Origin of the sequence: Marinobacter sp., assembly GCF_014859525.1 — a bacterium.
GTDB lineage: Bacteria > Pseudomonadota > Gammaproteobacteria > Pseudomonadales > Oleiphilaceae > Marinobacter.
The window spans coordinates 1-16,126 of the sequence record NZ_JACUUB010000061.1; the positions used below are offsets into that span (position 1 = coordinate 1).

At 57.8% G+C, this 16,126-nt stretch carries 15 protein-coding genes; 13 read left to right on the forward strand and 2 right to left on the reverse strand.

The window, feature by feature from the left end; translation table 11 throughout:
• From IBX51_RS11625 to IBX51_RS11675, 11 genes are all read left to right on the forward strand, one after another.
• Window positions 1–628: CpaE family protein (locus IBX51_RS11625; protein WP_367166350.1), on the forward strand; the 628-nt coding region annotated here is incomplete at its 5' end.
• A gap of 11 nt (window positions 629–639) precedes the next feature.
• Complete coding sequence (locus tag IBX51_RS11630) at window positions 640–1,839, forward strand: CpaF family protein (RefSeq protein ID WP_291831417.1); 1,200 nt, start codon at window positions 640–642, stop codon at window positions 1,837–1,839.
• A complete protein-coding gene (locus tag IBX51_RS11635; protein WP_291831418.1) occupies window positions 1,836–2,750 on the forward strand; it encodes a type II secretion system F family protein in 915 nt (304 codons plus the stop codon). Before IBX51_RS11630 ends, IBX51_RS11635 begins: the two co-directional genes overlap by 4 nt.
• Window positions 2,743–3,615, forward strand: a complete 873-nt coding sequence (locus IBX51_RS11640; RefSeq protein ID WP_291831419.1) for a type II secretion system F family protein — start codon at window positions 2,743–2,745, stop codon at window positions 3,613–3,615. The genes IBX51_RS11635 and IBX51_RS11640 overlap by 8 nt, the downstream gene beginning before the upstream one ends.
• Before the next feature lie 35 nt (window positions 3,616–3,650).
• Complete coding sequence (locus IBX51_RS11645; RefSeq protein WP_291831420.1) at window positions 3,651–4,547, forward strand: tetratricopeptide repeat protein; 897 nt, start codon at window positions 3,651–3,653, stop codon at window positions 4,545–4,547.
• Window positions 4,540–6,402, forward strand: a complete 1,863-nt coding sequence (locus IBX51_RS11650; RefSeq protein ID WP_291831421.1) for a pilus assembly protein TadG-related protein — start codon at window positions 4,540–4,542, stop codon at window positions 6,400–6,402. Before IBX51_RS11645 ends, IBX51_RS11650 begins: the two co-directional genes overlap by 8 nt.
• Window positions 6,395–8,779, forward strand: coding sequence for a GAF domain-containing SpoIIE family protein phosphatase (locus IBX51_RS11655; protein ID WP_291831422.1), 2,385 nt, complete (start codon window positions 6,395–6,397; stop codon window positions 8,777–8,779). Before IBX51_RS11650 ends, IBX51_RS11655 begins: the two co-directional genes overlap by 8 nt.
• Complete coding sequence (locus IBX51_RS11660) at window positions 8,721–9,146, forward strand: ATP-binding protein (RefSeq protein ID WP_291831423.1); 426 nt, start codon at window positions 8,721–8,723, stop codon at window positions 9,144–9,146. The genes IBX51_RS11655 and IBX51_RS11660 overlap by 59 nt, the downstream gene beginning before the upstream one ends.
• Complete coding sequence (locus IBX51_RS11665) at window positions 9,137–9,508, forward strand: STAS domain-containing protein (RefSeq protein ID WP_291831425.1); 372 nt, start codon at window positions 9,137–9,139, stop codon at window positions 9,506–9,508. The genes IBX51_RS11660 and IBX51_RS11665 overlap by 10 nt, the downstream gene beginning before the upstream one ends.
• Before the next feature lie 14 nt (window positions 9,509–9,522).
• Entirely contained in the window at window positions 9,523–9,921 is a 399-nt protein-coding gene (locus tag IBX51_RS11670; protein ID WP_291831426.1) for a hypothetical protein, read from the forward strand.
• 59 nt (window positions 9,922–9,980) lie between these two features.
• On the forward strand, window positions 9,981–10,286 hold the full coding sequence (locus IBX51_RS11675; RefSeq protein WP_291831428.1) for a hypothetical protein: 306 nt from the start codon (window positions 9,981–9,983) through the stop codon (window positions 10,284–10,286).
• Window positions 10,287–10,328: 42 nt separating this feature from the next.
• On the opposite strand, the gene IBX51_RS11680 is transcribed toward IBX51_RS11675, so the two are convergent.
• Entirely contained in the window at window positions 10,329–11,339 is a 1,011-nt protein-coding gene (locus IBX51_RS11680) for a putative solute-binding protein (protein ID WP_367166351.1), read from the reverse strand.
• A 47-nt stretch (window positions 11,340–11,386) separates the two neighbouring features.
• On the reverse strand, window positions 11,387–12,472 hold the full coding sequence (locus tag IBX51_RS11685; RefSeq protein WP_291831430.1) for a hypothetical protein: 1,086 nt from the start codon (window positions 12,470–12,472) through the stop codon (window positions 11,387–11,389).
• A gap of 973 nt (window positions 12,473–13,445) precedes the next feature.
• Here IBX51_RS11685 and IBX51_RS11690 point away from each other — a divergent pair.
• Window positions 13,446–14,927, forward strand: coding sequence for a capsule assembly Wzi family protein (locus IBX51_RS11690; RefSeq protein ID WP_291831431.1), 1,482 nt, complete (start codon window positions 13,446–13,448; stop codon window positions 14,925–14,927).
• 24 nt (window positions 14,928–14,951) lie between these two features.
• A partial coding sequence (locus IBX51_RS11695; RefSeq protein ID WP_291831432.1) for a polysaccharide biosynthesis/export family protein occupies window positions 14,952–16,126 on the forward strand: 1,175 nt, incomplete at its 3' end.

The following is a 16,126-nucleotide window of genomic DNA, read 5'->3' on the forward strand; positions in this document are numbered from 1 at the left end:
CTATTTTGACAACCTCAGCCGCCTGACCATGGACGAGCTGATCACCCAGGGCGAGAGCATCGACCGTGCGTTTATCGATACGGCGCTGGAAGAATATCTGCCCGGCCTGCGGTTGCTGTCGGGCCAGGTTGGCCCGGAATTGCTGCAGGGCGACTCCGCGGCGGATCTGTACATCGCCGTCACCCAGCTGGCGGGCCTGTTTGATCACCTGGTTATCCGGGTAGATGCCGCCCACACACATGACTGGCTGCGAGCCATCGGGGCCAACCTCAGCCGGGTAATTAATGTGATCCACCCGGCAGTGGATCAGGTGCAGGCCTCCAAAACACTGCTTGGCGATATGGCCGAATGGCTCTCGGAAGACTGTAAGGTGCTGGTGGTGGTCGACGGCTACGAAAAACGTGCCAGCCTGTCGCTGGCGGATATCGAGAAGACCATCGAGCGCCGTTGCGATCTGACCTTGCCACTGGAGTGGCGCTACCGCCTGGATTCCATCAACGCCGGTGTGCCCATGTCGCATTTGCTTTACAAAAGCAGTTACCACCGCAGCCTGGGCGGCTTCGTGCGCAAGCACTATGCCGGTAATGCCGAACCCCGAAAATTTACCCTTAAACGCGTCGCAAGCTGAGAGAGCGGTCTATGGCTACCCGTATTGACGACGACTACCAGGCCCTCAAGAAAAACGTTCACACCCACGTGATCGAGCGCCTGGATGAGGAAGGCATCGAGGTTGACCGCGTAGACCGGCCACAGCTGCAACGGTTTATCCAGTCGTCTGTGGATCAGTACGTTGCCAGCCACCGAGTCCCTCTGGCGGCGGCCGACCAGACCATGCTGGTGCGCGAGATGGTCGACGAAGTGGTCGGCTTTGGGCCCCTGGAGCCGCTGCTCGCGGATGATCAGATCAACGATATCCTGATCAACGGTGCCCGCAATGTGTTTGTCGAAATCGCCGGCGTACTGCAAAAAGTACAGGTTCGCTTTATTGACGACGACCACGTGCTGCGCATCATCCGGCGCGTTTTGGCACCCCTGGGCAGGCGCCTGGACGAAAGCAGCCCCATGGTGGATGCCCGGTTGCCGGACGGCTCCCGGGTTAATGCAATCATCCCGCCGATTGCGCTGGATGGCCCCTCAATGTCAATCCGGAAATTCTCCAACAAGCATCTGACCGCCAATGAACTGGTCAACCTGGGTTCTATGACCCGCGAGTGCCTGGACCTGCTCTCCAACATCGTCGAATCGCGCCGCAACCTGTTGATCAGCGGTGGTACCGGTACCGGTAAAACCACCATCCTGAACCTGCTCAGCGAATTCATTCCCAAAGACGAGCGGATCGTTACCATTGAAGACTCCGCCGAATTGCAGCTGAACCACCCTCATATTGTGCGGCTGGAAACCCGCCCGGCCAACACCGAAGGCACCGGCCGGGTCAGTGCCCGGGACCTGATTGTTAACGCCCTGCGAATGCGCCCAGACAGAGTGATCGTAGGCGAGGTGCGGTCTGGTGAAATCATCGAGCTGTTACAGGCCATGAACACCGGCCACGAAGGCTCCATGAGCACCATCCACTCCAATTCCGCCAAAGACGCGATGATTCGCATTGAGACACTGCTGGCGGTGAATGGCTACGACGCCGGCGAACGGGCCATCGCCCGGCTGATTGGCTCGTCGCTGGATGCGGTGGTGCAGCTGACTCGCTTGCCTAACGGCCGCCGTATGGTCAGCGAAGTGGTGGCCTTAAGCCCCACCAAGGCTGATCCCTACCATATGGACATTCTGTACCGCTCCAGCGAGATGGACTGGTTGAAACCGGAAGACCTTGAGGTGGCCCCGTGAGCACTCAGCTGATCTGGCTGGCGTGTCTCTTGGCAGGCCTTGGGGCCTTAATTACCATCATGCTGCAGCTGGTGCTGGGCCGTGTGCGAGTGGCGGGGGATCTGAAGCGGCGAACCGCCAACCGTCTGGCAGCTGAGGTCATCGTTGAGAAAAAAACCTCGGTTATCGATCTGGGCCCCCTGGAAAAAGTGCTGCTGCGGGCGGGCTTTCACATCTCCGGTGCGCGGTTCATGTTTATGGTAGCGGTGGTGGTGGCGCTGGTGCTCACGATACTGTTGCTCCGCGGTCCGGTGGAGGCCGCCGTGGCGATCTTTTTTGTAGTGACCGTGTCGATCACCACCTGGCGGGTTAAGTTTGAACGTCAGCGCCGTCAGATCTTTGAAGAACTCCCCGGCATCCTGGATGGCATGCTGCGCTCTATATCGGTTGGTCGCTCGGTTGAACAAAGCATTGTGTCCGCTTTTGGCGATGCCTCCCCGGTGTTCGATCCCATGGTGTTTCGGTTAAAAAATGCCGTCAGCCAGGGCCGGGATTACACCCAGGTACTGGATGCCTTTGCCAGTTTTTATCAAATACCGGCGTTTACCCAGGTGGCTATTGCACTCAGAACCTCCACTCGGTTCGGCTCGTCGGTCAAGCCGGTGTTGTTTGAAGTGGCCAAAACCATTCGCTCGCAACAGGAGCTGCGGCGGGAATTTATGGCGGCCACTGCAGAAACCCGCTTTACCGCTGTTACCTTCGCCATCATGCCCCCGGGACTGGCGGTTTATATGGTGGTGGTGAACGAACAGTTCTCTGAAAAACTGCTGCAGTCAGATACCGGCCACACCCTGTTGATGATCTCCGGCGGCCTGCAACTGGTGGGGATACTGATGATCTGGAACCTGATCCGGGGGGTGGGCCGTGCTTAATCTTAGCCTGGTACTGGCGGCGGTTCTGGCCCTGGCGTCTGTGGTACTGGCGTTTTATTACGCGCCACGCTGGTCCTTGCGGGCGCGGGTGCATGCCCGACTGCGCCACCGGCGCATGTTGATGGAAGGCGACAGCCACGAAACCGCCTTCAACGAGTTTTTGCTCTGGCTGGTGGACAAAAAACTGTTTGCCTCCGACTTCCGCGAGCTGGAGCCTGCCCTGGACGCCACCGGCAAAACGCCGATTCAAGCCCGCCGCAGCTACCTGCTCTGGTGCTGGATGGTTCCGGTGGTGGTAGCGGTGCTTGCCTTCCGGACGACGGATGTTGTGATGGCCAGCCTGGCGCTGCTGGCAGGTTTTTATCTGCCCCGGCGCTTTATTCGCAGTGCCGGCGCAGACGCAGAAAAACTGCAAAACCGAGAGGCCATAGAACTCTGCCACATGACCAGAATGCTGATGGAGGCCGGCCTTAGCCCCGAACGCTCACTCAAGCTTATCTCGCACCAGGCCCGCGACCTCATGCCCCGGCTGATCCAGCGCATCGATCGTTTCAATCGGGTGATGGAAAGCGGCGCCGACCGCACTGTGGCGCTGGAAGAGCTGGGCAGAAACCGCAATCTGACCGTGTTGAGAAGCTACGTAGCCCTGATGAAACAGTCCGGCACGCTCGGCTCCAAAGTGGCCGGTGGCCTGGACCAGATCGTTGAAGAGGCTCAACACGAAGAGCGCAGCAAGCTTAAAGAAGACACCAACAAAATTGGCGCCAGGATGACCGTGATCATGATGATTTTCATGTTGCCGTCCCTGTTTATGTTGATCGGTGGCCCTGCGGTGCTGTCGATTCTTGATGCCTTTCAGCGTTAACCGGTAATCGCCATGATAAAGGAACCCTTCTGACCATGTGGGCACTGAGCAGATCACAAAAATGGCAGCAAACTGCCGCAAAGCTGAGCGTTGTCGGGATCGGCCTGGTGCTGGCCGGGTGTTCGTCGGTGGCCAGCCACTCCGGCCCTGCGAGCGCACAGTCATCACCGCAAAATCCAGTCTATCTGATCAATTGTTCAAACGTGGTGCAGCCAGAACACCGGGTAGAGCTAGACGCCATCGACGCCGCTATGGAAGATCGCCAGCACTACGCTGCGCTGGCCCAGTTAGAAGCGCTGTCGTTTGGCACCCAGGCCCACTGGCTACGTTGGGCTCAGTTGCTGGGGCAGGTGGACCAGCTGGAGACCTCCGAAGGCGTTTTTCAGGCCATTGTTGATGAGTGCGGCTCGCACCAGGCACTGCATGGTCTGGGCGTGGTGAAGGTGAAAAAAGGTGAGGTTATCCAGGCCATCGAGCACTTGTCTGCTGCCAAAGACCAGGCCCCGGCCAATGCCGACATCCGTAACGATCTGGGTTATGCATTGATGCAGGCGGGCCGCTACGACCGGGCTGCGTTTGAACTGCGCACCGCTTACGAATTGTCTCGGGGCAAGGCATCTACCCGTCAGAACCTGATCGCCGCTTACTACCTGAACGGTGGCAAAGCCGGGATTCAACAGTTGCAACAACAGATTGCCCTGAGTGACGAGCAGATCGCCGCCGGCATCCGGCAGGCCAACCAACTGGCCGGGCTTTCGTTTGATCTGGAGCAGCCCGCCAACGTTAGCAAGATTCTGGAAGATCAGGCCAGGCACCCCGCCAAAGGCGGTGAGCTGAGCGAGCCGATGGTGATTCAAACGCTGGACCGGCTGTCGGATTCATTCCGGCAACCCATTCCCCAGCGCATAGGGGAGTCTACCCGCAATGACTAAGACCAGGATCACCAAAGCCCGGCAGCGTGGAGCTCTCATTTTTGCAACGCCCCTGTTGCTGGTGCTGGTGTTCATCTTCGTCACCTTGTTGATTGATGCCTCCAGGCTCCTGTTGCTCCAGTCTGAGATGCAGTCCATCGTTAATTCCGCAGCCACCGCCGCTGCTGATGAAGCCCAGACCTGCAGCGTAGACCCGGCGTGGAACAAAATGCAGCAACGGGGCTTGTTGGCGGCCGAGGCGGCAGGGTTCAGTGGCGATGCAAGCGCACTGGAGATCATTCCGGGCATTCTGCGCTCGGGGCAAACGGCCAGTAGCCCGATGCGCTTCGCCAGCCGAAACCCATCCTCCGAAATGGCCCAGACCAACGCTGCTCTGGTGCGATACACCCGCCAAGAGCCCATATCCTTCTTTTTGCCGCAGTCGATTTTCCCGGCCATAACCATCTCGGCAGACGCGGTCGCCCGTAAAGAAGTCTATGCCACATTGAGCGGGGCGGGTTCCACCGCCACCGTGGAAGACGGCCTGCTGGGCCTGTTGATCGGCAGCCTGCTGGGCATGCCTGGCTACAGTCTGGATGCAACCGATCTCAACAGCCTTGAAAATACCTTGATCGGGCTGGGGGATCTTTTGGCTGCCCTCGGTGTGGACAACCTGACCAATCTGGTCGACGAACCGCTGCTGGACGTACTGGATGCCGTGGTGAGCCTGGCCGGCGGAACCACAGCGCCGGCGGGCAGGGTGGTTGACGACTTGAGCGGCGCCCTGGGCCTAAGCGGCCTGAGTGCCTCTGCTATTTTTGAGGTACTGGCAGAGCCCCCCAGTCCGCAGCAAACCACGGTGCCCGTTTATGATTTTGTGGTCAGCCTGGTAATGAACAGCGTTCGTGCGTCAAATCAGGCCGGTAGCGGTTTGCTTTCGCTTGATCTGGATACGAGTGACTCACCGTTGTTAAACACCCTGGTGGGGTCTGAAAGCTTACTGGCAGGCGTTGACGTTACCTTGAGCCTGTGGGTAGACGAGCCGCCCAAAATTGTTATTGGCCCAGCCCGGCAGGACGATAACGGCCAATGGTTGACGACGGTGAAAGCGGCCGACATAAGCCTGGAGGCTATCGTTGAGATTGAGCTTGGCTCTGGTCTCATTGGAAGCGCCACTGATGGTTTGTCTGGCCTGCTTGATCTTGTTGGCCTTCCGACCGTTAAATTACTGAATAGTCCTGTCAGGGTGCCGTTGGTGGTATCGGTAGGGGGTGGTAATGCGATTTTCGAGGGCGCAGATTGTGCCAAAGGCGATAGCAACGCCACGAACTTTGACTTCAGGGTGCAGGGCAATGCCGTTAGTGCACAATCCGGAACTCTGGATCCTGCCACACAGCAAGTCGTGCCTGAGCCAATCTATGCTCCGATTCTAGACGTGGATGTCAAACTGTTAGGAATACCCCTGGTTGATATGGACCTTTGCCTCAGCGCCGATGCAGACGTAAACATTGGAGCCAGTGCCAACAACGACATCCTCCAAAGCTATAACCTTTATTGTCCTGGTGGTGTGTGCGAAACCGCGTCTATGTCATCCACGGGCGGCGTGGATAGCATCAACGCAGAAGTGACCAACCTATCGTTGCTGAAATGCAGCGGCTCAACCAGTAGCCGCGAGCGAGATATCATTGATGCATTAATCAGTGGCATTGCCAGCCCACTTACGAGCCTGCTCTCATTGGCGGTCGAGACGGTCGTCACCAGCCTGGTCTCACCGCTGCTCTCTGCCCTGGGCGCAGATCTCGGCGGCATGCAGCTGCGCGTCCTTGGCGCCGAACAAACCGGCTCACAGTTGGTTGAGAATGTCGTTCTTGATTAAGCAACCCGAATTGCTGCTCACGGCGGCACTGGCTCTGGCTTTGTTGGCCGGATTACTACTGCACCTGCGCGCCCGCAAACAAAACCGACGGCGTGAGCAAGAACTGGCCAGGGCCAACGAAGATGCCCAGCGCCGGCTGCGTTCGTCTATGTCTGATACCCGCGCCATGCTGGACCAGGGTTCAGCGGTGATTATGGTGTTTGATCGCGTTACCCTCACGCTGCTGTTTGCCAACCGCCAGGCCCTGGAGCTGTTCGACTGTGACACCGTAGAACAGCTGTCAGACACAGTGCTCATGCGGCCCGATGCGTGGCAGCCCAGCCCTTATTCATTGCTGGATTTTGAACGCTGGACCAGCCAATTGAAAGCGTCGGGTTTTCTGCGACAGGAGTGGCTGTTCAGTGCGTCTGCCAAGGCCGGTATCTGGATGGACTGCTACCTCAGCAACACCGTTTTTGAGGGCCGGCCAGCTCGCACTTTGAGTGCCAACAACATCCACGCTTATAAAATGAACCAGGCGGCCAACAAACTGCGTAACCGCATCCTGACCGGCATCAACAGCAGTGCGCCTATGGAAAACCTGGCCGACAGCCTGTGTAAGCTGGCCGAGATTCGCCTGCAGAACACCCGCTGCCTGATCACCCGTTACGATCAACAGCGAGATTCGTTAACGCCTCTTGGCAACAGCGGCCTGGCCAAAGCCTTCCGTGAGACCTTGCCCGCCATTCCGGCCCGCTACGGCAGCACCTCCATCGGCACCGCTGCCTACACCCGCAATCGCACCCTGTGTGAATCGATTCTGGACGACCACCGCTGGCAAGGTTACACCCGTGTCGTCGCCGATCTGGGTCTGCGGGCCTCCTGGTCGGAGCCTATCGTCAGCCAGCGGGATGAGCTACTGGGTGTGGTCACGGTGTTCAGCCACCGGCCCAGAAATCCAGACGAACAACAACTCGACGACCTGGCCTCCATCGTGTCACTCACCGGCCTGGCCATTGAGCGCAAACAATGGCAAAGAGCCATGGAAGCCGCCGCCGCCAGCGAACGCTTCATCCGGCAAATGGGGGTTGATCTGGTCAACCTGCCAAGCGGCGAGGAGTTTGAACCCAACCTGCGTTACCTGTTGCATCGTGTGGTCAGCCATTACGAGCTCGGAGCCCTGGCGTTGTGGGAACGTGGCGGTGATGACCAAGCCTTCGCCTGCCTTGCCACCATCCGGCACAACACGCCAGACACCGCCCACGCGGAAAACCCCGGTGCAGCCATCCAGCCCATCGCCGGGCAGGTGGTCACCAACATGCTTCAAGACAGCCCCGCCGAGTACCTGACGCCGCAAGACGCCCTCTACGACCGCATTCGGCTGAGCGATGAGCCCAAGCCCATTCTTCTTACCGCCCTGAATGATGAACAGGGCGAGAACAGCTTTATCGGCTTTCTGGCGGTCCAGTCCCGTTTCATCTACATCGCCCAGGCGACCATCGACCACCTTCAAGTGATTGGTTCTATGGTGCGCACCGTGCTGCTGAACCGCCGCTTGGTGCATTCACTCGCCAGCGACGTGGAAAACGAACAACGCCAGCGGAAAAAACTGGAAGGGGAACTGTCGGTCGCCCGCTCTATCCAGATGTCTATGGTGCCCGGTGCTGGTCATTTTCGGGAGCAATACCGTAACTGGACCATCGAAGCCTGGCTGCAACCGGCGCGGGCTGTTGGCGGCGACCTGTACGAACTGATCCGACTGCCCAGCGGTAACCTGCTGATCGCCGTGGGTGACGTGTCAGACAAAGGCGCACCGGCGGCCCTGTTTATGGCCAGAACCGTCAGCCTGCTGAACTACCTGGCCAGATCCATGGACGGCGACCTGGCCGGCATTGCCCGTGCCCTCAACAACGAACTTTGCCGCTCTAACGAGGCCTGCATGTTCGTTACCATGGTGATGGGTGTGCTGGAGCTGGGCACCGGTGAGATCAAATGGCTGAATGCTGGCCACAACGCCCCCATGTTTGTAGATAACAAAACATCCCCTAAACTTTGGCCAGGGAACCCTGCCGCGCCTTTTGGCGTGTATGAGGATGTGGACTACGCGGTGGCAAGCGCAAAAATCGGACCGGACCAGAGCATTACACTATACAGCGACGGCGTGACCGAGGCATTCGACCAAAACGGACAGGAGTTCGGTGAGGAACGCTTGCTGAACCTGGGCTACCGGGCAGCTAACCAGGGTGAAGGGCTGCTCACTTACATGCGGGAGCAGCTGTTGTCCTTTGCTGGGAGCGCCCCTCAATCCGACGACATCACACTACTGACGATACAACGCCATGGCACTATCCATTCAGTCGAGCGAGACAGTAGCAAGCATCCTGCAGAAAATTCGTGATCACTATGGCGCTCTGTGCCTGGATAACGACAGGGTGAACGAATGCTACACCATCATCGATGAGTTTCATTCCAACATCCGGGCGCATGTCGCCACAAAAAATGACCATTGTCAGTGGTCGCTTGAGATTGTGTGTCATGATGGCATTATGCAGCTTGAATTCGAATACGCCGGGCCAGGGTTTGATCCCACCAGAGTTGGGCCGGTCAGCGATCAGCCGGTGGAGTCCCGGCCCATTGGTGGGCTTGGCTTGAATATCATGGCGCAGCTGAGTGACGATATGAACTATTGTTACCAGGATGGAGTTAACAAACTGACCATAACACTCGACACCACAAGCTCCAGGGAAGACGATACATGCCACTGACCATTATTGAACAGTACAACACGTCGGACGAGGCCCTCAGCCTGGAGCTGCAAGGATCGCTGGACAGCGACACCGCGCCGCAACTGGATGAGCGGCTGGCCGAGGCCTTAGGGCCCAGCACCCGGGTGGTCGCCTTTAATATGGCGGGTGTCACCTTTGTCAGCTCGGCCGGGTTACGGGTGATCTTCAAAACCCTGAAACTGATGAAGTCCCGCAAGGGCCAGGTCAGTGTCAGCCAGATGAGCAAAGGGGTGAAAAAAGTCTTTGAGATCGTCAAACTGACACCAGACCTCACCATATTTGCCGATCAGGCAGAAATGGACGAATACCTGGAAGCCATTCAACGGCGCGAAGAGTTGTAAACTCAGGAGGCATAATGGCTGTTGTTCTTGATGGGACAGTTGCAATACAACGGGACCAGAACGGCGAAGTCGCCAACGTTATCTGGTTTCTGTACGGCTTGCCTTGCTCCGGTGGGGCGCCGAAAGACGCCGTGTTCCTGCACGAATCTTTTGGCAAACAGTCACCCCAGATGGTGGCGTTTGATCTGGACGGTGAAGAATACGTGATTTACGCCGACTGGGAATCGTCTGAAGACGCCGGTCAGGCCCATGAAATCAAAAACTTTTACCAGACCTACGGCTACATATTGATCTCTTGCCTGCGCGACGACGTAACGTCAGACCAGGGCCTCGTTCGCAGGGAGTGGATAACGCCTGTAAAGTATTATGATGATTATGTGACAATGGTTAGCGAGTTGGCCAAAGTAGGCTAATATAATGAAAACCTGGCAGATGGATATTGGCAGGTGGAAGACTTAATTTGGAGGCGATCATGCGCCAGGACTATCAAACAGCTTATCTGGATGCCGTTCGGAACATCGCCGCTCACAGCGCAAAGGTGTATCTTGCCAGTGGCGAGGAACTCCGGGCCCGTTCTGGCAAGGCAGCGGCAGACTCACAACCGAATTCAGAGCCGCGTTATATGTCGGCCCAGTTTCGTCAGCAGTTAAGTGCCCTTTGCGAGGGCTCCGTGTCCCTCTCAGATATCAGCGCCGATCAGCTGATCAAGCGCGATCAGGCAAGCAGCTCAACCAGCCACCAAGCCCAGGGTGCCAAAACAACCTCAAGCACCGACTAAAGCCCCCGCGCCTGCTTGCAGGGCAGGGGCTTATCCAGTTAGTTACTCACGATCATCCGCTGTGCATTCTGCCGCGCCGGGGTTACTGGCGCACCGAATGTTGGCCATCAGCTTCAGCATCCGTGGATCGTACACCGAAGGCGCATTATTCACGCCGTCACGCATCTCCAGGCGGTTCTCCCGGAACATCTCCTGGTACCCAATAATGTCCTGCTGAGGAATCCTGATCCACTTCTCATCCGGAATCGCGGCCTCCTGGCTGCTGATCAGGTTCATCACCTGCGGGTACATACCCCATGCGGCTTCCCGCGCTTTTTGAGCCGTGTCGCCATCCAACACGCCGTCACGGGCAATCAACTGCACGGTCAGCTGGGCCAGCGGGTATTCCACCACACCGCCGTCTGGCGTAATGCCCTTGTACAGTTCCAGCGCCTCATAGGCAAAGGCCGGTGCATAGGCGGTATCGACCGAACCGTTGTTGAACTTGCCGGCAAAATTGGTGATGTCTGAGGGCACCACGGTGGCCTTCACATAATTCACCATGTGGATGGCGTCTTTCTGGTAATCCAGAGTGGCCATACGCTTGCCCGCCAGGGCGCCGGCGGTATTGATGGAGCGATCATTCACAAACAGATACCCGGCCCCCACCGGGAAAATGCCCAGCACCTCGTAACCTTCGCTCTTCATCAGGTTGGCGGCTCTGGGCTGCGACAGCGTGGCCAGCAGTGTTTCCAGGTTGTCATAGGTGGGCAGGGCACCCACGGCGCTGATGGAGCCGGTAAACTTGTTAAACGGCCGGGTTCTCAGGTCTGTGGCCGCAACCGCATCACACTGGCCGGCGTTGAAATCGCCCACGGCCACGCCTTCATCGGTATAGGGTTTTAATTGCAGGTTTACACCCAGCGGCCGCACCTCCAGGGCATAATCCTTCATCACATTGAAGATGTCGCCGTTGGCGCCGATTACGTCAAACACACACACAGACACCGTATTGGCCGAGGCCAGCGGTGCGGCACAGGTCAGTGCCAGGGCTCCAAGAAATTTACGCATGATGTTACTCCGGTTATGGCTTGTGATTGTTTTAACTCGCCCGGACGGCCTTACAGCAGGCCGTCCAGATCCATGACTTCGGTTGAGCGGCTGGAAGACACCGGCGACAGGCTGCCAAACGAGTTTGACGGCGTGCGGTAGCCGTAATTGGCGGCCCAGTGCTTGTCAGAAGCGTGCAACAGAATCCGTCGCGCTACGGCATCCAGCAGGCGATAGTCCTCAGACACTTTCATAGAGTTTTCTGCGTTGGCGGCGGCTCTCAGGGCATCTTCCAGCACATCTGGCCGGCCAAAGGTTTCTGCCGCGACCACCTCCAGAGCACTGGCTACACGGTGCCCGCCCTCAAAGCCCAGCGCCCGGCTGTTGGCCAGCACCCGCCAGGGATCAGGCGACATGGGTGGGCGGGTATCGGGCAGCAGCAACCATACCAGGGCCCGCACCGCGTTCGGTACGCCGGCCCACTTTTCGTTATCAATGCACTGCACGGCTCGCTCAGCCTGGGGCGCGATGTTGCGCGGAATGCCCGCCATGGCGCCAGAGTTGGCGTCGTTAACAATCGCCTGCAAGCCAGTAACCAGGCCCATCATAAAGGTCAGCTCGTCTTGCTCGTTAAACAGAAAAGGGCACTCCAGGGGCTCGGCGCCGGGGTCAAACTTGTAAGCCGCCATCGCGCGCTCAAAGGCCGTCAACCGGCGGTGGGCGATATCGGCATTCAACCGCTTTACCTGCTCCCGGGCATCACGGGCGTTATTCACATCACCCGCGTGATTGGCCCGCAGATAATGGATCTCAGACTCCATGGCCTGATACTCAGAACAGTTCGCGGCCAGCAACATCAACAAAGCACCGGTGGTATCGGGTGGTGACATCACCCGAGAGAACGAATACACCAGTGGGTCTAGCGACAGGCCCAGGGCACAAGCCATCTCTGGGTCTTTCATCTCCAATACATAGGGGGTGGCTTCGCTCTCTGCGTAATTTGTAAGCACCATGCCGGTGGTGGTGTACACCGGGTTGGCAGAACAGCCCGCCACCGTGAGGGCCGCGCCCGCGATCAGCAGGCTCTTGCCGGGGGCAAACGAGTTCAGAGTGCGCAGGCTGCGCTGGTACAGCCGGGTTAGCCGTGGGTATTTCATGGTGTCGCCTCTTTTTGTCTTTGTTAGCGTATTCGTATAAACCATCTCATGCTTACTATATTGGGTGATTATGACACCTAAAACTGCAAGATCAATCCTTCAGCTCCGTCATTCTTCTTCATTGTCTGCCGACAGCAGCTGGCTCGGCATACAGTTTGTCCCAAAATCGACCGCGCCCAATTTTTATCGAACTGTTGGATGAAAACACTTTCGCCTACTGTACAGAGGGTGAAGAGCCCAGACATATGGCAAAACCTGCACAAATCCGCCGGCGCTTTGGTCAACCGCAAACAGGAAATAACCCGGAAAAATTTATTCCAAAAAAATTATCAAATCATCGTGAAATAATCGTAAACATCGTATAGCATAATAAATGCGAATCAAGCAAAGGGCTCGGCCCCGCGCGAAGACCTCCTCTAAGCTGCTTGATTCGCCCAGTCTCGTAGCGCTGACTGTGGTGCCCCGCACAGCGCGAAGCCGACCTGACCGAGACTGAAGTCGCTTGTTCTGCTTGCCCGCCACTGCCGCGGGCTTTTTTTTGGGGGTCTGTCCCCAAACGGGGACTGACCCTTTTTTGACCAGCAGCACCCAACAACCAGTCTACAAAGGGGTCTGACGGCTCGGGGTCACTTTTGACCAGCAGCACCCCACAACCAATCTACAAAGGGGTCTGACCCCTCGGGGGTCAGACCCCACCCATATGCCAGCGCCAATCTCCCGACATCAGAGTCATCTTCAATGAAACGCCCAAAATGTGACCAAGTTACTTGCAATAACAAACCTTTGACAAACTTTAACACCCATAACTGCCTGAAAAATAAACAGTCGACCTTTTTGTCACTTGCGTGACACACAGCATCCCGTAGAATTGCGACTCTTCTGACATACACCACAAACAACCTGACATGGATTGCGTTAGGAGCTCTTCTCCTGCTTTTATCGTTCTATCCTTGTCGTAAGAAAACAAAATTCTATGACCTTAAAACACTGGGCCCTGGTCGGTGGGGCGGTAGCGTGCCTGAGCACCTTTTCTGTAGCAGCGGCCCCCTGGCTTGAGCCGGGCGACCCCCGTGCCCGCTTTGCCGTGCAAAAGCTGGCAGACCGCGGCCACCTGGACCGTTCCGTAACCACCTGGCCCCTCAACTGGGCGGCACTGGAAAACGGCACCCAAGCCACCGCCAATGCCGACCTGCCATCCGTCGGCATGGCCAGCGCCTATTTAAGGTTTGAGCAGGAGCAGCAAGCCCAGCCGGGGTTTCGGGCAGAGCTCAACGTAAACGCCCAGTCAGACATCCCGGCCTTTACCGGTTTTCAGAACAACGCCCTGGCTAAAGCGGGCACCTCCCTCAATCTGCAGTGGCAAGGCAACGCCTGGGCCGCAGGCCTCAAACCCGCCTACGCCCATGATCCGGACGACGACGAAGAATTCCGCCTGGACGGCAGCTACCTGGCCGCCACCGCAAGTAACTGGGTATTCGGCGCCGGTGCCATCGACCGTTGGTGGGGCCCGGGTTGGCAATCCAGCCTGATTCTTTCCAACAACGCCCGGCCAGTGCCTTCGGTTTGGGTTACCCGGAACGACCCAGGCGCCTTCGAAACACCCTGGCTAAGCTGGCTCGGCCCCTGGAACGCCACCCTGCTAACCGGCCAGTTTGAAAAAGACCGCGCGGTACCCGAGGCCAAGCTCATCGGCATGCGCTTCAGCTTTCGTCCCGTAAGCGGTCTGGACATTGGTTTGTCCCGCGCCATTATCCTGGGCGGGGAAGGGCGGCCAGAAGGCGCATCAACCATCTGGAACGCCCTGATTGGCCGCGATAACGGCCAGCTGGAAGAAGACGACCCAGGCGATCAGTTGGGTAGCGTAGATATCCGCTACGGCTTCAGCATCGGCCAGCAAAGCATGGGCCTTTACATGGAGATGATGGGCGAAGACGAAGCTGGCGCTTTCCCTGCAAAGAAATCGTGGTTGTTTGGTGCGGACTGGACCAGCCAGTTGTTCAATGCAGATCAACAATGGTTTCTGGAATACGTCAACACCCTGGCCGACGACTTTATGGGCAGTGCCGTGCCAAACGTAGCCTTCGAACACAGCCGCTACCGCACCGGTTACCGTTATTACGGCCGTAACATGGCCACCAGCTTTGAAGGCGACGCCGTAGCCGTCACCCTTGGCGCTTACCACTTCCTGCCCAGCGGCAGCAATGTTACCGCCAAAGCCAGCTACGCCGAGCTCAACAAAGACGGCGGCAGCCGAGTAGTCGCCCCCAACGACAAAGTTTTTTTCACCGCCCCGGCAAACAGCCAGGACATAGCAATACTGCAGCTAGGCTACGGCACCCAGGTACTCAACGGCTGGCTAGACCTGAACCTCCAGGCCACCGACAAAAAAGTCGAATACATCAGCGGTAAAAAAGACCAATGGTCTTTCGGTGCCAGCTGGACTTACAGATTCTAACCAAGAAGACCCGGACCCAACTCTGTGAATATCAAAAAGCTCCTAGTCCCACTTGTTCTTCTACTCCCACTTACCAGCCAAGCCCAATCCATTAGCCAGGCCCAGCTTAACCAGTTCAAGCAACTTCCAAGGGCCCAGCAGGAAGCCCTGGCCAGCCAATACGGCGTAGACCTTAACAACATCACCGGCAGCCAACGCGCCAGCCAGCGCCCGGAACAGGTCAACGTGGTAGAGCCAGTCACCACCATTACCGATGAAGAGCGTGATCGGGCTCGTGAACAAAAAGAGCAGGAAGACAAACAAACCGCCAAAAACGGCGGCCTCAAGCCCTACGGCTACGACCTCTTCGCTGGCAGCCCCACCACCTTTGCGCCGGTAACGGAAATCCCCGTGCCCTCCGATTACACCCTGGGCCCCGGCGATGTTCTGCGCGTACAAATGTGGGGCAACCAGAACCAGAACCTGGAACTGCCCATCAGCCGCGATGGCACCATCAGCTTCCCGGATTCCGGCCCGGTCACCGTGGCAGGCCTGAGCTTCAACGAAGCCCGCCAACAAATCCGCAAGCGGGTATCTGAACAGTACATCGGCGTAGAAGCCTCCATTACCCTGGGCGAACTGCGCAGCATGCGGGTGTTCGTGCTGGGTGAAGCCCGCAACCCCGGCTCCTACACCGTCAGCTCCCTGTCTACCATCACCAACGCCCTGTATGTTTCTGGCGGGGTAAAGCAAAACGGCTCCCTGCGTAACGTACAACACAAACGCAACGGCAAACTCGTAGGCACGCTTGATTTGTACGACCTGCTCCTCAAAGGCGACAGCAGTGCAGACAACCGCCTGCAGCCGGGCGACGTTATCTTCATCCCGCCCGTAGGCAAACGCGCCGGCATAGCAGGCGAGGTATACCGCCCGGCCCTGTACGAGCTCAAAGGCGACAACACCCTGGCCGACCTGGTGCGCATGGCTGGCGGCCTGACCCCACAGGCCTATCCCCAGCGCATTAACATCGAACGCACCAACCAGGACTTCCTGCGCATCATCGCAGAGGCAGACTACACCGCCCAGCAGGGCCAGAACGCCCGCGTGCAAGCCGGCGATAGAATCCGCATACCGTCTATCTCCGACATCACCGGCCAGTATGTAGAAGTCCAGGGCGCCGCCACACGCGCCGGCAAGTTTGCGTGGATGCCGGGTATGCG